This window comes from Vibrio hangzhouensis (assembly GCF_900107935.1).
In the GTDB taxonomy this organism is placed as follows: Bacteria; Pseudomonadota; Gammaproteobacteria; order Enterobacterales; family Vibrionaceae; genus Vibrio; species Vibrio hangzhouensis.
This window is the reverse complement of sequence record NZ_FNVG01000013.1, coordinates 27,284-46,125: the sequence shown is the minus strand read 5'-3', so window position 1 is coordinate 46,125 and position 18,842 is coordinate 27,284. Positions and strand designations below refer to the sequence as shown.

Below are 18,842 nucleotides of genomic sequence, written 5' to 3'. Positions count from 1 at the left end.
ATCCTATGCTTTTTAGTTGTGAATAACTCTACAACTGATTACTTTCCAACCAGTTGTAGATATTGATTTGTTAACCGGATAAAGATAACGAAAAGCCACTACTTTTCATAGCGCTTTTGTGGGCTTTTTGCGTCTAAATCCGCCAGATAATCTAACTTTTCGCCAATTTTGGTTTCAAGCCCGCGATTTGTTGGTTGATAGTAGCGAGTTCCGGCCATCTCAGGGGGCAAATATCGCTCCCCCGCCGCGTACGCACCCGGCTCATCATGGGCATAACGATACTCAGCGCCATATCCCATATCTTTCATCAAAGAAGTCGGAGCATTTCGCAAATGATGCGGCACCTCGTACTCAGGCAAATTGTGTGCATCAGTAAGGGCTTGCTTCCAAGCGGTATACACAGCGTTACTTTTTGGCGCACATGCCAGATAAACGATCGCCTGCGCAATCGCTCGTTCACCTTCTGCAGGACCGACACGGGTAAAGCAGTCCCACGCAGACAAAGCCACCTGCATTGCCCTTGGATCAGCGTTACCAACATCTTCTGACGCTATAGCCAATAAGCGGCGTGCAATATACAGAGGATCGCAACCGGCGGCTATCATACGAGCAGACCAGTACAATGCCGCATCCGGGTTTGAGCCGCGAATCGACTTATGTACTGCCGAGATCAGGTCATACCAAATATCACCCTTGTTATCGAAGCGATTAACCTTCTCACCCGCGACTTCTGCCAACAGCGACAAGGTGATGTCTTTTTCTCCCTGCTCGTTGTCTTCAGCCATATCGTAAAGAAGCTCGAGATAATTAAGTGACATTCGAGCATCACCATTAACGAGTTCAGCCAATCGCTCAAGAACATTGTCGTGGAAACGAGCCGTTAGCAAACCCAAGCCGCGTTGCTGGTCGTTTTTAGCTTGCTCCAGTACTTGGAGGATGTCCGACTTATCAAGCGAGGTCAGTTTGTACACCCTTGCTCTGGATAGCAAAGCATTATTCAGCTCGAACGAAGGGTTTTCAGTCGTCGCTCCAATAAAGGTAACCGTACCATCCTCAATATGAGGCAGGAACGCATCCTGTTGGCTCTTATTGAAACGATGCACCTCATCGACAAATAGAATGGTTCTTTTACCAGCCAGTTTGTTTTCACGTGCTCTTTCAATAGCGGCGCGAATGTCTTTTACCCCGGAAGTCACCGCAGAAACCCGCTCCACTTCGGCATTGGCATAATTCGCTGCCACTTCCGCAAGCGTTGTTTTTCCGGTGCCCGGAGGGCCCCACAAAATCATGGAGTGTAATTGCCCCGCCTCTAGAGCTCGTCTGAGCGGTTTGCCCGGAGCCAGAATATGCTGTTGGCCGATGTACTGCTCAACCGTTTCCGGGCGCATTCTAGCAGCAAGGGGACGAAAATCTTCGTCCCCTGAAAAGTCAAAACTGAAATTACTCACGCAATCTCCTAGTTTCTTTGGTCGTCGATCTCGACACCCTCAGGAATCATAAAGGTGAATCGGTCAGCGCTTGGCTTGCCCACCTTAATATTGTCAAACACAAACGTACCTTTCTGACCATCCTGTTCAATCACATTAAAGCCATGCACAATACCTTTGCTGTCGATATTGATCTGGAACTGACCCTGAGTAGAGTCTACTGCCGTTGGAATCAGAGTGAAGATATCGCCTTGTTGATTCACACTGTAGTTGTCCCAATCACTGGCGCGATTGCGGGTCAGCAACACAAAAGGTGTCTGCTCAGTGGCTTGCTCCTGATAGTAAATACTTACCTGTTCAATGAACGGACTGTAGTACCAAAGGTTTTTACCATCGGATACCAGGACATTTTCATCCGGCATCGTCGTTACCCAGCGAAACATACTTGGGCGCGAAATTTCTACATTGCCCTCGCCTTCCATCACCATATCACCATCAGGACTGGTAACTTCTTGAGTAAAAGTAGCGCTGAAACCATCGTTTAACTGCAGCCTGTCACTCAGCTCTTTCTGTGGCGTTGCTAAAGCGGAACAGCTCAGAAAAGCCAACATCAACCACTTCTTCATACTTTCTCCTCAAGCTTATTAATCTTTAGGGGGAGCCGGCGCAAGAACCTCTCGGTTACCATTATGCCCCGGCGCACTCACAATACCCTGAGCTTCTAATTGCTCAACAATTCGCGCGGCTCGGTTATAACCAATCTTGAAACGCCTCTGAACACCAGAAACGGAGCCTCGACGCGATTGCACGACATGTTCAACGACCTGATCAAACAGCGGATCCATCTCTTCATCCCCTTCCATTTTCTCTCCTGGAAGAAGTGTTTCTGGGGACTGCTCTCCATTGGTGATCTCTTCGATATAATTCGGTTTACCCCGTGCTTTCCAGTTGTTCACCACCGCGTGTACATCATCATCGGAAGCAAACGCACCGTGAACACGAATGGTATGACTTGAACCCGGTGGCAGATATAGCATATCACCCATTCCAAGCAGTGACTCTGCTCCGCCTTGGTCAAGAATTGTTCTCGAGTCTGTTTTGGTGGATACCGTAAACGCCACGCGAGTTGGAATGTTTGCTTTAATCAGACCGGTAATGACGTCCACCGAAGGACGCTGTGTGGCCAGAATAAGGTGAATACCCGCAGCACGAGCTTTCTGAGCAAGACGGGCGATCAGTTCCTCAACTTTCTTACCGACGACCATCATCAGATCAGCAAATTCATCCACCACGACCACAATGTACGGCAATTTCTCCAGTAGTGGCGGTTCGGGATCCATACTGTCCCCTTCCTGCCAAAGCGGATCATGGATGGGATGTCCGGCCTCGGCGGCCATTTTGAGCTTATCGTTAAAGCCCTTAATATTACGCACACCCAGAGCAGACATCAGTTTGTAACGACGCTCCATTTCTCCCACACACCAGCGTAGTGCATTGGAAGCATCCTTCATGTCGGTGACAACTTCAGAAAGCAAATGAGGGATGCCTTCGTAAACAGAAAGCTCCAACATTTTCGGGTCAATCATGATGAAGCGCACGTCTTCTGGCGTCGATTTGTAAAGCATACTCAAAATCATGACGTTGACACCTACCGACTTACCTGAGCCAGTGGTACCCGCTACCAGTACGTGAGGCATTTTTGCCAGATCGGCCACCACCGCATCTCCGGCAATGTCCTGACCCAGAACCACAGTCGTTGGCGACTTGGCATCGACAAACACCTGGCTGCCCACCACATCTGAGAAAAACACGGTTTGGCGAGTCATGTTAGGCAACTCGAGCCCCACATAGGGTTTACCAGGAATCACCTCTACCACACGAACGGCCATTGCCGAAAGTGAACGTGCCAGATCCATCGATAATCCAGAGATACGACTGACTTTGACACCAGGCGCAAGATCGAGTTCAAAACGCGTAATCACTGGCCCAGGGAAAATATCGACCACTTCCGCTTTAATCTTGTAATCAGCAAGTTTGGCTTCTACAAGACGAGCGATGTTTTCCAACGCTTCACGATCAATAAAATTTTCTCGTTTCTCTGGATGATACAGCAGTTCCAACGTCGGCATAGGTTCAGTCGGTTTGGGCAGATTCTGCTCTTGCTGAACCAGGAACGGATTCATTTTCGCCAGCTGTGCTTTTTGCGCATCCGCCACCATAGTCTGAAACGCTTCAACGTCCTCGTCGACAGGCTCTGAATAGGTTGCTTCATGAGTCATCGGTGTCTCGTTGTCGAACGCATCTAAATCGATAGTGGGTTCAATATGAGAGCGAGACAGCTCAACTTCTATGTCATCAAGACTGCCTAGTTCGCTCGAGGAAGACACTGTTGTGTCCGCCTCATTCTGGAGTGAATCTGCGTTAAATGGTTCTGTTGACGGGGTCTCTACTTCTTCCCAAGGCAGTGAGTCCAACGTATTCTGAAGCTCAGGTCCCGTGCCGTGCGACGCTTCAACCGTACTTAAGGTATGAGCAGTTGGCGCAGTAGATGGTATTATCTCTTCTTCACTTTCCTGGCTTGCAAAGTCATTGCTCGATCTTGCCGCCATTTCCAGCTCTTCAATCGTGGCACCAAGTTGACGTGTGCGTTCTGTCTGTGGCTCTTGCGTTGATTCCGTTGACTCGCGCTGGTCGTTGCGCATTTGAAGTGGTTGCGGCGGCTCGGCATAAAACTCAGAAACCGGATCGGCCTGATTCACTGGAGTTTGCTCGGCAGACAGGTCAAAAGTTGGTTCAACTCGATCTTCGGTGACTGGAATTTCCTGAGCAAACAGCGGGTCATAGTTTTGCTCTGATGGCGCTACTGACTCTGCCGCCTTATCTGGTAGATGAATATTGTATTGCTTCTTAACCACTGGTTCCGCTTTCACTGGTGTCGAATCATTCGGGTTGGCTGAGAAGCTAGGCAAATCGTCTGCCGCCTCCTGCTCTCGCTCTGGCTGCGCCAGAACCGGTTCATAGACCTCCTCTTGAGAACCACGCAACTTATTGACCACAGTCGCAGACATCGACAACACACTGTCACCGATCCACTCGACGATGCTAAGCCAGGAAACGCCCGTCAATAAAGTGAAACCGGCTCCCCAGAGGAAAAGTAATACAATGGTCGTTCCCAATACATTCAACGTAGGCAGCGAAAGACTGGTTAGTACATCGCCAATCACTCCGCCGGAGGAAAAATACCAGATATCATCAAAGTTGATGTCTGCCAAACCGCAACTGGTTAAAATCAGGACGGCCAACCCAAGAATACGGGTCCCCCAAATCATCAGATCGATCTCGTCGTCTTCGTCCCGAGAGCGGAAAAACACCCAGGCACTGAAGGCAACAAGAAATGGAATGGGATAGGCCAGAGAGCCAAAAACGAAAAATAGTGTGTCCGCTAACCACGCACCGACAATGCCGCCTGCATTCTGAATGTCTCCACCCCATGAAGTTTGAGACCAGGAAGGATCAGCAGGGTTAAAAGTGAACAGTGCGACAGCCAATAGAATGGACGTGAGTACAGCCAAGATAAAGCAACACTCTCTCAACCGTTGAAATCCGTTTAGGCGAAGCGCTTCTTGCTCTTCGCTCGTCTTAATAATCGTTTCGACTCTTTTCTTGTCCTGTTTGAACATAACCAACATCTAATTATTGAAAACAGCCCGAGCGGCAAAAGCCGCTCGGTGTATTCATTGATTTAACCACATCAAGGATTAAAACCCAATCCAGGTTGTGAATAAAGCATGGATTTTCATAACTTTAGTCAACTTCCTGTAAGACTTACTGTAACAACAGTTTAGCGGGTTTTGATCACAAGCTGGTTGGTTTGCTTCACTTCTTCCATTACTACGTAAGTGCGAGTGTCGTTGACCCCCGGCAGACGAAGTAAGGTATCCCCAAGAAGTTTACGATAAGCACCCATATCCGACACCCTTGTTTTCAAAAGATAGTCGAAATCACCAGAAACGAGATGACACTCTTGAATGTCATCCAGTTTTTGTACCGCAGTGTTGAACTGCTCAAACACATCCGGCGCACCACGGTTCAATGTAATCTCTACGAACACAAGTAGTGACGCATCTAAATATTGAGGATTAAGAAGAGCAGTATAGCCCGTAATATATCCCTGTCTCTCAAGACGACGAACACGCTCTAGACACGGTGTTGGAGATAGTCCTACACGTTTAGAGAGTTCTACGTTTGAGATGCGACCATCTTTCTGCAATTCATTAAGAATATTGCGATCGATTCGGTCTAGTTCCTTGGACGGCTTCTTATAGTTGTCTGCCATTTTTTATTCCACCTTGTTACTTCCTTGCAAAAAAATATACTACAACTCTGTAATATTCAGTATCAAATTTTGTTAATTAGCTTCTATACTAGGACGTAATTCGACAATAACACCCTACAAACAGACAATACAACCACAATATAATGAGGAGTCAGGATGATCATTGGCGTACCTAAGGAAATTAAAAACCACGAATACCGTGTTGGTATGGTTCCAGCAAGCGTTCGAGAGCTAATCTCAAACGGCCATGAAGTTTACGTAGAAACTAACGCTGGCGTTGGTATCGGTTTTTCAGACGATGATTACATCGCTGTAGGCGCATCCATTCTTCCTACCGCTGCTGACGTATTCGCGAAAGCAGAGATGATTGTAAAGGTCAAAGAACCTCAAGCTGTCGAGCGTGCTATGCTACGTGAAGGACAAATTTTATTCACGTATCTACACCTAGCACCAGATTTTCCACAAACTGAAGAGCTAATCAAGAGCAAAGCTGTCTGCATTGCTTATGAGACTGTAACAGATAATATGGGTCGCTTGCCACTATTAGCACCAATGTCTGAAGTCGCTGGGCGAATGTCTATACAAGCTGGTGCACAAACACTCGAAAAGTCCAACGGTGGCCGTGGTCTACTTCTAGGTGGCGTACCTGGCGTAGAACCAGCGAAAGTCGTTGTCATCGGTGGTGGCGTAGTTGGGTCTAACGCAGCTCGCATGGCTGTTGGTATGCGTGCCGACGTCACAATCCTTGACCGCAGTATTGATACATTACGCGTTTTGGATGAAGAATTCCAGGGTCGCGCAAAAGTAGTTTATTCTACAGCAGACGCACTAGAGAAGCATGTTCTAGAAGCAGATCTTGTTATCGGTGCTGTTTTGGTTCCAGGTGCTGCTGCACCTAAGCTGGTCACAAAAGAGCACATTGCGAAAATGAAGCCTGGCGCGGCTGTCGTTGATGTGGCGATTGACCAGGGTGGTTGCTTTGAAACCTCACACGCAACCACACACGCAGATCCGACTTACATCGTCGATGACGTCGTACACTACTGCGTTGCAAACATGCCTGGCGCTGTCGCCCGAACCTCGACGTTTGCGCTGAACAACGCAACCCTGCCATACATCATCAAGCTGGCGAACAAAGGCTATCAGCAGGCTCTGAGCGAAGACAAGGGCTTCATGGATGGTCTGAACGTAATTCACGGTAAGGTTACCTGCAAAGAAGTCGCTGAGAGCTTTGATCTGGAATACGTAGACCCAGCTACTGCGATCGCGATGTTCAACTAAGCATCACGTAAGCATCAATATCAAAGACGCACAGTAAAAAACGGGCATTGAGCCCGTTTTTTTATTGCTTATAGCTGGCGTGAATGAGCAAATTTCTTGGTGTAGTTTGACTATCACAAAATGTCGTCAATCGGACTTGGTAACCTTGCTCCTCCAGGTACAGCACCTTATCCATAGCAAGCCAGACCTCTAACGGTCGGCGAAACACCCCTTGAACCAGGCTCAGTGCTTCCATCTGCCAATACCTTTCATACCCCAAGCGTTCATAGTGATCAAAATTCACATCTGGAAGTGATAGTGACTTATTAGCCGCTGCCCACTCACAGAGGGCCCGAAATCCATCGGACAGTTGTGATTTTTTAAGGCTCGGAACCGGCATATAGCCTTCACAAAGATGGTTTTCCCGACATAAGGCATCGAACCCCAGACGGAACACCATCTCTTGTTCGCGATGACGTCGGACACGCTCTCCTCCCGTCACCGTCTCTTGTAACGGAATACGCAACTCCTGTTTACTGAGAGGGAAATGGGTTGCTCGCGCTGCCTTTGAAAGAGGCTGATACTCATTACCTCGTATCAGGTGATAACAGCAAGGGGACAAGGTCAGCGCCGACAATTGATGCTTGACCGAATATTGAATTAACTCAATATGGAGGTCGCCACAAGCATGAAGCGCAACAGCGTGTTGTCTGCCATTAAAGACGTGATTTGCCTCGTCACTGAACGCATCTCCCTGCACAAAAGTCATTGGTAAAGCACGTTTGTCGGCCTCTATCTGACCCGCTTCACAAAGGGCTTGCTGATATTCAAAACTGGTCACCTTCTGTCCGGACTGAGCGGCTAACAGTCTGCCCAGAAAACCTTTTCCTGAACACCACTCTAACCATTCATTACCGTGGTGGTGGTGCAGGCAGGCGCTGCTCATTTGTTTGATTTGTTCTAGCTTGCGTCCCGGGATCCCGGAATCCAGTCCACGAGGCAAAGCGGTCACATCAGTTTGCTCAACCGTTGCTAGCTGAATGCTTTGATGCAGTGCAATGATGCCGGGAAGAAATGGCTCTAGCTGCGTCACACATTGCGCAAGATTTTCCTTAAGGGAAGCGATGTCTGACGCCGTCAACGTTTGCAGCCATTGATACAGAGCCGGATTTTCCTGACGCCATTGAATTTGCTGAGAGACAACCTGATGAAATGGGTCTTGTCTCCAGTAGTGCTGATATTGCGAAACAATAGATGTAATTTGCGCGAATGACTGGCGCATCAGTTCCCCCTAGTACGATGCTGTACGTTACCGGCACCGATTGTAGGAGGAAGTGACTAACAACGGAAGGGTTTTGTGTCAGCGAACCGGAAGCTCAATGTCTTTAAACATTTCTTCGATCTCTGCGTTCGACTTGAGAGAAATGGCCTGCTCTACAACAGGGCGGGTCAAGTGAGGCGCAAATCGCTCCATAAAATCATACATATACGAGCGCAGGAATGTTCCTTTTCTAAAACCGATACTTGTGGTGCTGGCACCGAAGATATGGCTTGCGTCAATCGCAACTAAATCGGTGTCCTGTGATACGTCCATGGCCATACTTGCAATCACACCAACACCGATCCCCATTCTGACATAGGTTTTAATGACATCCGCGTCGGTTGCGGTAAACACCACTTTCGGCGTAAGCCCCACTTTATTAAACGCAGTGTCTAACTCAGAACGCCCAGTAAAGCCGAACACGTAGGTAACCAGAGAGTAAGCCGCCAGGTCCTCGATAGTTACCCGATCTTTTTGTGCCAACGGATGATCCTTAGGAACAACAATCGAACGATTCCAGTGGTAACAAGGCAGCATGATGGCATCCTGATACAGGTGAAGCGCTTCGGTCGCAATAGCAAAATTGGCGGTGCCTTTGGCGATGGCCTCCGACATTTGCGATGGCGTACCCTGATGCATGTGCAGTGATACTTTCGGGTAACGCGCGGTAAACCCTTTAATGACCTCAGGCAATGCGTAGCGCGCCTGAGTGTGAGTGGTGGAAATGTTGAGTGTGCCCATTTCCGGGTGTGTATGCTCACCCGCCACCGCTTTGATACTCTCAACCCGTGACAGAATCTCTTGAGAGATGCGAATGATGTCTTCCCCTGCCGTCGTCACCTGTGTGAGGTGTTTGCCACTGCGCTCAAAAATTTGAATGCCTAGCTCATCTTCCAGCAAACGAACTTGTTTACTAATACCCGGTTGTGACGTATAAAGACTCTCTGCTGTAGCCGATACGTTCAGGTTATGGTTCAGTACTTCGACAATGTATTTTAACTGCTGTAACTTCATCGGCTTCTCATCATCCCTGTCAAGATTGCGTATGAGCGATTCGCTGCTCAAAACAAGCATATAATTATTAGTTATAACGAATTACTAGAAAGATTAACAGTTTTTTTGACCACTAATTATTTGCAGAACACTCACTAAGACAAAAAATCTTTGCTTTTTCCCAGATTATGACCGATTCGGCAACTTTGCTGTGTTGATGCTTTTCTCTTTGGTGTATCCTGTTTAACGAATTGAAGGGAAACTCATAGTAGATACAAAAAGTTATGAATATTGGTTTGATCATTGCGCTCGTTGCTCTATTACTGGTTTTGATTTTGGGTTACAACATCATGTTGCAGTACAAACTCAAAGCAGAAGCAACCCGACGACAGGAGTCTGCGCGTTACGTAGCGCTTATCGATGCCACTGAAGAACTCATCAGCGGGGCCAGTTATCTGCCATACAGCAAAGAACTGATGCTATGCCTTCACAACCGCATTCTTGACGCCCTGATCAATATGCAGGAGCTTGACCCAAAAAATAAACACCTCTCTCAGCGAATTGAAGCTGCTAAACATCAGATTGAGCAACTTCTTGATAACTATGAGGGAACCGAAGCAACTTCCTTTAAAGTCCCTACCAGCGATAAACAGGCTATTATTATGCTGAAGTTGGTCAAACGCCTGCGTGACACTGTGCGCACCGAGCATAACAAAGGGAAGATGGATACGCAGTCATATATGATCGAGAATGCGCGTCTTGAAACTATCCAAATCCGCATCAATATCGAAAATGTGGTGAAACGCGCCCATGAATCTATGTCAAAGGGGCAACCTGGTACAGCGGCACAACTGCTGAAAAAAGGCATCGACGCACTCAGCACTAAAAACGACAACTATTCGATACACGCCAAAGACAAACTATCAGAAATGCTCGACCAACTGCAAAACTCAAGACAGGCAAAAGCAGAAGAGAAACAGCAGCAAGCCAATAGCGAGCGAGACGACGATATCAACGCTCTGTTTGGTGAAAAGAAAAAGTGGTAACATACCAGTGTTTAAAAAAGGTCGCATCAGCGGCCTTTTTCAATTAGCTCAACGAAAAAATTACAATGATCAGTCCAACGCAAATCGAATCTATTTTATCGCCTATTAACCAGTTTCTTCAGTGCTCAACCCCCGACGAGTGGGTGCAGGAAGCGAAGAAACCGGAAAACTTGCCGACCATTCTCATCGATCACTTATTGTGTGAACTCAAAGCAGGCCAGTCTGCTATGTATCTGATACGCAAATACGCCGTCGATCAAGAGAGTGCAACGGTACTATTTGACTGGTTTAAGCCTTACGAAGACTTCGCATACCGTAGAGTTGGAAATATGGAAACTCTGCGCGGTAAGAGCAATATCTCAAAATCTATCATTGCCAAGTCAGACTCACCTTACAGCCAGGATCTCATCGATAAGATGGTACTGCTCATCAAAGAAGAATTGCATCACTTTTATCAGGTACTGGAGATCATGGAACAGCGCAAGATAGGCTATCACCCGATCCCCGCTGGTCGATACGCAAAAGGCTTGCTATCCCAAATGGCCACTTATGAGCCCAATACTCTGGTTGATAAGCTCATTATCGGTGCTTATATCGAAGCTCGCTCTTGTGAACGTTTTGCCAGGTTAGCGCCGCACATGGACGATGATATCGCCAAATTCTACGTCTCTTTGCTACGCTCTGAGGCACGTCATTATCAGGACTATCTGTCTCTTGCTGAACAAGTTGCAGGGCAGGATATTCGCGAACGCGTGACCTACTTTGGTAAGATTGAAGCTGAGCTCATTTCAACACCAGACAGGGACTTTAAATTCCACAGTGGAATACCAGCTTAGGTCCATTTAGCTAGCGACTTGAAAAAGAGCCAACATCTTATAAAGACATTGGCTCTTTTCGTTTTATTGGCTTAGCGATTTGGTTTAACGCAGAGATGCATTGATGTCTGCCAGAACCTGAGCTGGGTTTTCTGCTTGAGTAATTGGGCGACCAATCACAAGGTAGTCAGAGCCCGCCTGAATCGCCATATCTGGTGTCATGATACGTTTTTGGTCACCCACCGCAGCGCCAGCCGGGCGAATACCCGGAGTCACCAACTTAAACGCCTGACCCAGTTCCGCCTTAAGCATTCCGGACTCTTGAGCCGAACATACCACGCCATCGAGGCCTGCATTTTTTGTCAGATTGGCCAAACGCAGCACATGCTCTTGTGGCTCAACATTGATGCCGATACCCGCCAGATCGGATTGCTCCATACTGGTCAACACCGTCACACCAATAAGCAGTGGTCGATCTTTACCATAGGGCTCAAGGATCTCTCGCGATGCAGTCATCATACGCTCACCACCACTGGCATGAACGTTCACCATCCATACCCCCATTTCCGCTGCTGCGCGAACAGCTTTCGAGCAGGTGTTTGGAATATCGTGAAATTTAAGATCTAGAAACACTGAGAAGCCACGTTTATGCAGCTCTCGAACGAACTCAGGACCAAATAGTGTGAACATCTCTTTGCCCACTTTCAGTCGGCAAGAGCTAGGGTCAATTCTATCGACAAAAGCTAATGCATCGGCTTGGTTATCATAGTCCAGTGCAACAATCACTTTTTGGTCAATCATTTTCGCTCCTTGTTGTAGGTTGGGTTTTACTCAAAAAAAGCAGCACATAAGTGCTGCATTAAATAATTCTAGCTGACTGGCGACTACTCACCGTCCAGTCCTCGGATAGGCTTGATCGTACCCCATCCTTTGCATGAAGGACAATGCCAATATAATGAATGCGTTGAAAAACCACATTTACGACACCGATAGTGTGGCTTGGTTTTAAGCTGTTCACCAACTAATGACTGCAACGTGGTCAAACTTTCTTTCGCACGCCCTTCTTCCGCATTCGCCAAATGGTAATCCATCAAGCGATAAAAGCCTTTCATCGTCGGACTTCTGACCAATTGTCTGGTCAATAATGCCTGTGCGGAATCGGTCCCCTCATGCTGAGCCACAAGCTGAGCAAGCATCAATTCGGCTGACACTCCGGCCCCTTTCTCGATACTGGCGCGCAAAAACTCTACCAGTCCCTGCTCCTGCCCCAGATGATGGTAGCATTCTGCCAGTGTTGGTAATACTTCACTGACAAAATCTTTGTCTTGTTCCAATACCGACTCAAGATACGCAATGGTCTTAGCGTAGTCTTCATTTTCTAAATAAAGTTTACCCAGTGAGATGTTGGCGCGTGCACATTTAGGGTCAACACTCAGTGCTTTTTTGAAGTTCGAGATGGCTTTGTTGGTGTTACCATCCGCTTTTTCGATCATAGCCAGCTCACACCAAAAATGAGCAATATTGCTCTTCACCCGCTTTTTGCCCATCTTCTGCAGTGCAGTGGCGTACTCTATCGCTTTGTGCCACTCGCTCGTTTGCTGATAGATCGCAAGCAATTGGGTGAGTGCACCTTCACGATGCGCAGGCTCATCAACGAGCTGAACAAATATCTTTTCAGCACGATCAAGAAAGCCAGAGACCATATAATCTTTAGCGAGTTGCTGCAGGGCGAGGTTTTTCTGGTCTATTGTTAAGCCGGATCGAGAGATGAGGTTTTGGTGAATTCTGATGGCTCTGTCCACTTCCCCGCGAGAACGAAACAGATTACCCAGAGCCAGATGCGTATCAACGGTTTCGTTGTCCACCTGGAGCAATTCAATGAAGTGATCGACCGCCTTATCAGACTGGTCGGAAAGCAATAGGTTAAGGCCCGTCATATACTGACGAGAGATTTGATGCGATTGCTCTTGTCGATCTTGCTTTGCGCTTCGCTGTCCCATGTACCATCCATAGGCTGCTGCGATGGGCAAAAGCAGGAATAATAGCTCAAGCATTTAGTATGTCGACCTTAACCCTTTCAGACTAGCTATCGGTGCTAGCAACTGCTTTTGAATCCGAAGATGTTTGCTTAGCCAACTGTTTTTTCAGTTTACGTACCGTAAGCTGAGACTTCAGATGTAAGCTACCAAATATAATCCAAGAAATGACAAAGCCAACAACAAAAACACTGCCCAATAGGGTGGAAAGATGGAATTCCCCCTGAGCCAGTAAGTAGTTAAAAGTTACGACTTCTTGGTTTTGAGAACCCAGTGCCAGAGTCACTAGAAAAAGTACTATCAGTAAAACTATTTTTATAATCTTCATGCGTTTTTACCACAGTTATTGGATAGCTACGATTATGCAGTAAATTAGAATCGCGTACCATGCCCTCTAACAATAATCTTGTTAAAGATATCCAAAAATAGAGTATATAGACTACTCTGTACCCGTTTTAGCGCGGAGGTTCTCTTCTGTTGTGCGTATTTCACAGTACAAAACAAAACGGCACACTAATTAGTATGCCGCTTCTTCGATTAACGAGTGACTACATGCTTTCGTTTACGCGCTCGCGTAGCTCTTTGCCAGGTTTAAAGTGAGGGACGTATTTACCGTCTAACTCCACTTTATCACCAGTCTTAGGGTTACGACCAACACGTGGTTCACGGTAATGAAGTGAGAAACTACCAAAACCACGGATCTCAATACGGTCACCACCCTCTAATGTAGAGGCCATATGTTCCAGAATATCTTTTACCGCATCTTCAATTTCCTTTGCGGATAAATGAGTTTGCTCCGCGCAGAGTCTTTCTATCAGTTCAGACTTAGTCATAGGTAGGTACCCTCGTTACTCTTTAGCTTCAGTATCTTTGTTATCAGTTACTAGTTGGTGTTTTTTTCATTTTACAGCAACAGTGCACTAACTGCCTGTATAAATTGATAATAGTCTAAAATTCGCAAAGATAAAAACAAAAAAAAGGAGCCTTACGGCTCCTTTTTCTCTAATGGCGTAAATTATTCGCCTTTAGCAGCTTTGAATGCGTCAGCCATAGCATTACCGAACGCGCCTTCATCTTGCTTGTTCAGTGAAGCCATTGCTTCTTGCTCTTCAGCTTCGTCCTTAGCTTTAACAGATAGGTTGATTACGCGGTTCTTACGGTCAACACCTGTGAACTTCGCTTCAACGCTGTCGCCAACGCTTAGGATTAGAGACGCATCTTCAACGCGGTCACGTGATACTTCAGAAGCACGGATGTAACCTTCTACACCTTCTTCTAGTTCGATAGTAGCACCTTTCGCGTCAACAGCAGTAACAGTACCGTTAACTAGAGTACCTTTCTTAGTGTCTGCAACGTAAGCATTGAATGGGTCATTTTCCATTTGCTTAACGCCTAGAGAGATACGCTCACGCTCAGCGTCTACTGCTAGAACAACTGCAGAGATCTCGTCACCTTTCTTGTACTCACGAACTGCTTCTTCACCAGCAACATTCCAAGAAATGTCAGATAGGTGAACTAGACCGTCGATGCCGCCTTCTAGACCGATGAAGATACCAAAGTCAGTGATAGACTTGATCTTACCAGTAACTTTGTCGCCCTTAGCTTGCATTTCTGCGAATGACTGCCATGGGTTAGCTTTACACTGTTTCAGACCTAGAGAGATACGACGACGTTCTTCGTCGATATCAAGAACCATAACCTCAACTTCGTCGCCAACATTAACAACTTTAGATGGGTGGATGTTCTTGTTAGTCCAATCCATTTCAGAAACGTGTACTAGACCTTCAACGCCTTCTTCGATTTCAACGAAGCAGCCGTAGTCAGTTAGGTTAGTTACGCGACCAGTTAGCTTGTGACCTTCTGGGTAACGCTTAGCGATTGCTACCCATGGATCTTCACCTAGCTGCTTAAGACCTAGTGATACGCGAGTACGCTCACGGTCGAACTTAAGAACTTTAACTAGGATCTCGTCACCAACGTTAACGATCTCAGATGGGTGCTTAACACGCTTCCACGCCATGTCAGTGATGTGTAGAAGACCGTCAACACCGCCAAGGTCAACGAATGCACCGTAGTCAGTAAGGTTCTTAACGATACCTTTAACTTCAGTACCTTCTTGTAGAGTCTCAAGAAGTTCGTCACGCTCAACGCTGTTTTCAGATTCGATAACAGCACGACGAGAAACAACAACGTTGTTACGCTTCTGGTCTAGCTTGATAACTTTGAACTCTAGCTCTTTGTTTTCTAGGTGAGCAGTGTCACGGATTGGACGCACGTCAACAAGAGAACCAGGAAGGAAAGCACGGATACCGTTTAGTTCAACAGTGAAACCGCCTTTAACTTTACCGTTGATGATACCAACAACAGTTTCAGCTTCTTCGTAAGCTTTCTCAAGAACGATCCAAGCTTCGTGACGCTTCGCTTTCTCACGAGAAAGTTGAGTCTCACCGAAACCGTCTTCAACAGCGTCTAGAGCTACGTCTACTTCAGCGCCAACTTCAACTTCAAGTTCGCCAGCAGCGTTCTTGAACTGTTCAGCAGGGATAGCAGATTCAGACTTAAGACCAGCGTCAACAAGAACGAAACCGTTCTCGATAGCTACTACAGTACCTTTAACGATGCTGCCTTGTTGGAATTCTGTTTCGTTTAGAAACTCTTCAAAGAGTTGAGCAAAAGATTCAGTCATTATTTAATCTTCAATTAATTAAACGGCCATGGGTATCCTACCGCATGGGGTTGATAATTTAGTCGGTCATCATCCTTGCGACCAACGGTTCAAAGCCCACCAAGCTGTATCTACTAAAAGCAGTGCCTACTAGAGGCTACTTAGTGAGTTTAGATTCGATATATTGTAGCGCTTTTTCCAACACTTGCTCGATGTTAAGCGAGGTTGAATCAAGCACCAGAGCGTCATCGGCCGGACGAAGAGGGGCAACCGCTCGGTTGCGATCTCGGTAGTCTCGTTCCTCGATCTCGCTCAAAAGGTCGTCAAATCTAACATCTAAACCCTTTAGTTGCAACTGCTTAAAACGCCTTTGCGCTCTTTCTTCAGCACTTGCGTCCAGGAAGATTTTCACCGGCGCTTCAGGGAACACGACCGTCCCCATATCACGACCATCGGCTACTAAGCCTGGTTCGACATTAAATGCACGCTGACGACGTAACAACGCCTCTCTGACTCGAGGCAGTGCGGCAATTTTGGATGCCGCATTTCCGGTTTCTTCTTTACGCAATTCGCCGGACACGTCTTCGCCTTCAAGAACCACTTTGACCAAATCACCTTCGGCGATGAATTGCACATCAAGATGCATCGCCAATGGGACGAGCGCATCTTCTGATTCCAGATCGACACCGTGGTGAATGGCAGCCAATGCTAAAACGCGGTAAATCGCCCCAGAATCCAGTAAGTGATAGCCTAATTTTTCAGCCAGCAACATACACAGCGTGCCTTTGCCAGCACCACTTGGTCCATCCACAGTAATCACTGGTGTGTTTGAGGACATGTTTTACTCCACGTTGTCTTTATGAGCTCAACCACTCAGGTCCAACCCATTTTTGTTCTTAATTTTACGGCGCAGAATTATATACCCATTAGTCACAAGATGCCATTTTCTTTACTGGGTTCCAAACAAAAAAACGCCGACACATTCCTGTGCCGGCGCGCATTCTGTCAACTCAATCAAACAATAGGTCGCTGACCTCTATCGATCAGTTTCATCAGCACATTGTCTGCGGCATCACCAGCGACACCCGCCAGTTTATCGGTGAGTTTTTTCTTCTGTACATAATGGATAGAAAGGACCGTTTTGTCTTTGCAGGCCTCGGTGACAATATCATCCGAAGCTTTGATCTCATCCACCAGCCCCAACTCTTTTGCCTGAGTACCAAACCAGTGTTCACCCGTTGCCACTTTATCAAGATCCAGTTCAGGGCGGTGTTGACGAATGAAGTCTTTGAACAGGCCATGAGTCTCTTCGAGCTCTTGTTTGAATTTCTCTCGGGCTTTGTCTGTGTTTTCACCAAACATGGTCAAAGTACGCTTGTACTCTCCTGCCGTCAGTTGCTCAAATTCAATGTCGTTCTTCTTCAGAAGTTTATTGAAGTTCGGGATCTGAGCGATGACGCCAATCGAGCCCACCACAGCAAACGGTGCCGAAACAATTTTATCGGCAATACAGGCCATCATGTAGCCACCGCTTGCCGCGATTTTGTCAACAGCAATAGTCAGTGGCAGGTTTGCCGCCTTAATTCGGTCAAGCTGAGAAGAGGCCAAACCATAGGCATGAACCATACCACCACCAGATTCAAGACGAACCAACACCTCGTCGCCTTCTCTGGCCACCGCCAGAATCGCCGTCACTTCTTCACGCAGTGATGCGACCTCTTTTGCATCTATACTGCCGTTGAAGTCAAGTACAAACAAATGCGGCTCTCGCTTACTATCAAGCTCACCCTCTTTCGAAGCTTTCTTGATCTCTTTCTCACGCAGTTTGGTCTTTTCTTTTTCCGCTTTCTTCTCAGCTTTATCGCGTGCTTTGATAAACGCATCATCATGCAGATGATGCTCTAACTGTTCCACCGTCTGTTTGTGTTGTTCTGTCAGGTTGGTGATCTCTAATTCACCTTTCGCTCCACCAGAGCGACCACCCACTGATTTTGCAATAACCAACAAAGCAACTATCGCTACGACCACAGTCACGATCTTGGCTAAAAACAATCCGTAATCTAATAAAAATTCCAATGTCTTAATCCCCTGAACAACGAATTAGTGTATTGTAACTAACTTGTCACGATTACCAAGAATTATTCAAAACTAAGGAAGTGTTCAGTGGAATATTCAACCGCTCCTGAGGCGCTACAAGGTAAAGTCATTCTAGTCACAGGCGCTGGTGCCGGTATTGGTCGCCAAGCAGCTTTAAGTTACGCCGAGCATGGTGCGACGGTCATTTTACTTGGCCGTAATGTGAAAAACCTCGAGCTTATCTACGATGAGATTGAGAGCAAAGGCTACCCACTGCCTGCGATCATCCCGCTGGATTTGAAAGGGGCAACCAAACAAAATTATGTCGACATGGCAGAAACCATCGAAGGACAGTTTGGTCGCCTCGACGGCATTCTTCATAACGCCGGTGTTCTCGGCACATTGAGCCCCTTCGACCAAATCGACGAAGAGACGTTCGATGATGTCATGCAAATTAATGTCAAAGCCGAATTTTTGATGACTCAGGCTTTACTGCCAGCACTGAAGAAATCCGATGCTGGTCGGGTGATTTTCACGTCTTCAACCGTCGGTCATTCCGGTCGTGCTTTTTGGGGAACGTATGCGATTTCTAAATTCGCCGTTGAAGGAATGATGCAAATCCTGGCGGATGAACTCAGCGATACCGCTATCCGTGTGAATGCCATTAATCCAGGCGCAACACGCACCCGTATGCGAGAAAAAGCTTACCCGGGCGAAGACGCGAACTCGTTGAAAACACCGAAAGATATTATCCCATTGTACCTACACCTGATGGATCCGAGCGTCACTGAAATAAATGGGCAGTGTATTGATGCTCAGCCTAAACGCATCGTGAAGTAATTTCTCAGGCTTCGATTAAACCGTCGT

Annotated in this window: 17 protein-coding genes; 4 read left to right on the top strand and 13 right to left on the bottom strand. The window is 46.9% G+C overall.

Features of this window, described 5'->3' with window-relative positions; all coding sequences use genetic code 11:
• Positions 1–98: 98 nt before the first annotated feature.
• From C4S60_RS13795 to lrp, 4 genes are all read right to left on the bottom strand, one after another.
• Positions 99–1,448, bottom strand: coding sequence for a replication-associated recombination protein A (locus tag C4S60_RS13795; RefSeq protein WP_103880942.1), 1,350 nt, complete (start codon positions 1,446–1,448; stop codon positions 99–101).
• An 8-nt stretch (positions 1,449–1,456) separates the two neighbouring features.
• Positions 1,457–2,053, bottom strand: coding sequence for an outer membrane lipoprotein periplasmic chaperone LolA (gene lolA / locus C4S60_RS13790; protein ID WP_103880941.1), 597 nt, complete (start codon positions 2,051–2,053; stop codon positions 1,457–1,459).
• 18 nt (positions 2,054–2,071) lie between these two features.
• Positions 2,072–5,107, bottom strand: a complete 3,036-nt coding sequence (locus C4S60_RS13785) for a DNA translocase FtsK 4TM domain-containing protein (protein ID WP_103880940.1) — start codon at positions 5,105–5,107, stop codon at positions 2,072–2,074.
• Between the two features lie 161 nt (positions 5,108–5,268).
• The gene (gene lrp, locus C4S60_RS13780; protein ID WP_004734558.1) at positions 5,269–5,763 is read right to left on the bottom strand and encodes a leucine-responsive transcriptional regulator Lrp; all 495 of its coding nucleotides are present in this window, start codon (positions 5,761–5,763) and stop codon (positions 5,269–5,271) included.
• Between the two features lie 156 nt (positions 5,764–5,919).
• On the opposite strand from lrp, the gene ald reads away from it, so the two are divergent.
• Positions 5,920–7,044, top strand: coding sequence for an alanine dehydrogenase (gene ald, locus C4S60_RS13775; protein ID WP_103880939.1), 1,125 nt, complete (start codon positions 5,920–5,922; stop codon positions 7,042–7,044).
• A gap of 61 nt (positions 7,045–7,105) precedes the next feature.
• On the opposite strand, the gene C4S60_RS13770 is transcribed toward ald, so the two are convergent.
• Together C4S60_RS13770 and cysB are read right to left on the bottom strand one after the other, a co-directional pair.
• Positions 7,106–8,305 (bottom strand): methyltransferase, encoded by a 1,200-nt coding sequence (locus C4S60_RS13770; protein ID WP_103880938.1) that lies wholly within the window; start codon positions 8,303–8,305, stop codon positions 7,106–7,108.
• Positions 8,306–8,383: 78 nt separating this feature from the next.
• A complete protein-coding gene (cysB, locus tag C4S60_RS13765; RefSeq protein WP_103880937.1) occupies positions 8,384–9,358 on the bottom strand; it encodes an HTH-type transcriptional regulator CysB in 975 nt (324 codons plus the stop codon).
• A 263-nt stretch (positions 9,359–9,621) separates the two neighbouring features.
• On the opposite strand from cysB, the gene C4S60_RS13760 reads away from it, so the two are divergent.
• Both C4S60_RS13760 and miaE read left to right on the top strand, forming a co-directional pair.
• Positions 9,622–10,383, top strand: a complete 762-nt coding sequence (locus C4S60_RS13760) for a DNA repair protein (protein WP_103880936.1) — start codon at positions 9,622–9,624, stop codon at positions 10,381–10,383.
• 65 nt (positions 10,384–10,448) lie between these two features.
• Positions 10,449–11,219 (top strand): tRNA isopentenyl-2-thiomethyl-A-37 hydroxylase MiaE, encoded by a 771-nt coding sequence (gene miaE / locus C4S60_RS13755; RefSeq protein WP_103880935.1) that lies wholly within the window; start codon positions 10,449–10,451, stop codon positions 11,217–11,219.
• 84 nt (positions 11,220–11,303) lie between these two features.
• Here miaE and pyrF read toward each other — a convergent pair whose 3' ends face one another.
• The 7 genes from pyrF to sohB all read right to left on the bottom strand — a co-directional run bounded on the left by pyrF (position 11,304) and on the right by sohB (position 17,975).
• Positions 11,304–11,999 (bottom strand): orotidine-5'-phosphate decarboxylase, encoded by a 696-nt coding sequence (gene pyrF / locus C4S60_RS13750; RefSeq protein ID WP_103880934.1) that lies wholly within the window; start codon positions 11,997–11,999, stop codon positions 11,304–11,306.
• A gap of 83 nt (positions 12,000–12,082) precedes the next feature.
• A complete protein-coding gene (gene lapB, locus C4S60_RS13745) occupies positions 12,083–13,252 on the bottom strand; it encodes a lipopolysaccharide assembly protein LapB (RefSeq protein WP_103880933.1) in 1,170 nt (389 codons plus the stop codon).
• 28 nt (positions 13,253–13,280) lie between these two features.
• Positions 13,281–13,562 (bottom strand): LapA family protein, encoded by a 282-nt coding sequence (locus C4S60_RS13740; RefSeq protein ID WP_103880932.1) that lies wholly within the window; start codon positions 13,560–13,562, stop codon positions 13,281–13,283.
• Between the two features lie 220 nt (positions 13,563–13,782).
• Positions 13,783–14,067, bottom strand: a complete 285-nt coding sequence (gene ihfB, locus C4S60_RS13735; RefSeq protein ID WP_103880931.1) for an integration host factor subunit beta — start codon at positions 14,065–14,067, stop codon at positions 13,783–13,785.
• Between the two features lie 182 nt (positions 14,068–14,249).
• The gene (gene rpsA / locus C4S60_RS13730) at positions 14,250–15,920 is read right to left on the bottom strand and encodes a 30S ribosomal protein S1 (RefSeq protein ID WP_103880930.1); all 1,671 of its coding nucleotides are present in this window, start codon (positions 15,918–15,920) and stop codon (positions 14,250–14,252) included.
• A gap of 136 nt (positions 15,921–16,056) precedes the next feature.
• Positions 16,057–16,737, bottom strand: a complete 681-nt coding sequence (gene cmk / locus C4S60_RS13725) for a (d)CMP kinase (RefSeq protein WP_103880929.1) — start codon at positions 16,735–16,737, stop codon at positions 16,057–16,059.
• A gap of 176 nt (positions 16,738–16,913) precedes the next feature.
• Positions 16,914–17,975 carry a protease SohB gene (gene sohB, locus C4S60_RS13720; protein ID WP_103880928.1) on the bottom strand — a complete coding sequence of 354 codons (1,062 nt, stop codon included), beginning with the start codon at positions 17,973–17,975 and terminating at the stop codon, positions 16,914–16,916.
• 87 nt (positions 17,976–18,062) lie between these two features.
• Here sohB and C4S60_RS13715 point away from each other — a divergent pair, with 87 nt between their 5' ends.
• A complete protein-coding gene (locus tag C4S60_RS13715) occupies positions 18,063–18,815 on the top strand; it encodes a YciK family oxidoreductase (protein WP_103880927.1) in 753 nt (250 codons plus the stop codon).
• Positions 18,816–18,842: the final 27 nt, after the last annotated feature.

What these genes read in the sequence shown, in the direction of transcription:
- lolA (WP_103880941.1), bottom strand. Translation starts at nt 2,053, where the DNA reads ATGAAGAAGTGGTTGATGTTGGCTTTTCTGAGCTGTTCCGCTTTAGCA.
- C4S60_RS13785 (WP_103880940.1), bottom strand. Translation starts at nt 5,107, where the DNA reads ATGTTCAAACAGGACAAGAAAAGAGTCGAAACGATTATTAAGACGAGC.
- lrp (WP_004734558.1), bottom strand. Translation starts at nt 5,763, where the DNA reads ATGGCAGACAACTATAAGAAGCCGTCCAAGGAACTAGACCGAATCGAT.
- ald (WP_103880939.1), top strand. Translation starts at nt 5,920, where the DNA reads ATGATCATTGGCGTACCTAAGGAAATTAAAAACCACGAATACCGTGTT.
- C4S60_RS13770 (WP_103880938.1), bottom strand. Translation starts at nt 8,305, where the DNA reads ATGCGCCAGTCATTCGCGCAAATTACATCTATTGTTTCGCAATATCAG.
- cysB (WP_103880937.1), bottom strand. Translation starts at nt 9,358, where the DNA reads ATGAAGTTACAGCAGTTAAAATACATTGTCGAAGTACTGAACCATAAC.
- C4S60_RS13760 (WP_103880936.1), top strand. Translation starts at nt 9,622, where the DNA reads ATGAATATTGGTTTGATCATTGCGCTCGTTGCTCTATTACTGGTTTTG.
- miaE (WP_103880935.1), top strand. Translation starts at nt 10,449, where the DNA reads ATGATCAGTCCAACGCAAATCGAATCTATTTTATCGCCTATTAACCAG.
- pyrF (WP_103880934.1), bottom strand. Translation starts at nt 11,999, where the DNA reads ATGATTGACCAAAAAGTGATTGTTGCACTGGACTATGATAACCAAGCC.
- lapB (WP_103880933.1), bottom strand. Translation starts at nt 13,252, where the DNA reads ATGCTTGAGCTATTATTCCTGCTTTTGCCCATCGCAGCAGCCTATGGA.
- C4S60_RS13740 (WP_103880932.1), bottom strand. Translation starts at nt 13,562, where the DNA reads ATGAAGATTATAAAAATAGTTTTACTGATAGTACTTTTTCTAGTGACT.
- ihfB (WP_103880931.1), bottom strand. Translation starts at nt 14,067, where the DNA reads ATGACTAAGTCTGAACTGATAGAAAGACTCTGCGCGGAGCAAACTCAT.
- rpsA (WP_103880930.1), bottom strand. Translation starts at nt 15,920, where the DNA reads ATGACTGAATCTTTTGCTCAACTCTTTGAAGAGTTTCTAAACGAAACA.
- cmk (WP_103880929.1), bottom strand. Translation starts at nt 16,737, where the DNA reads ATGTCCTCAAACACACCAGTGATTACTGTGGATGGACCAAGTGGTGCT.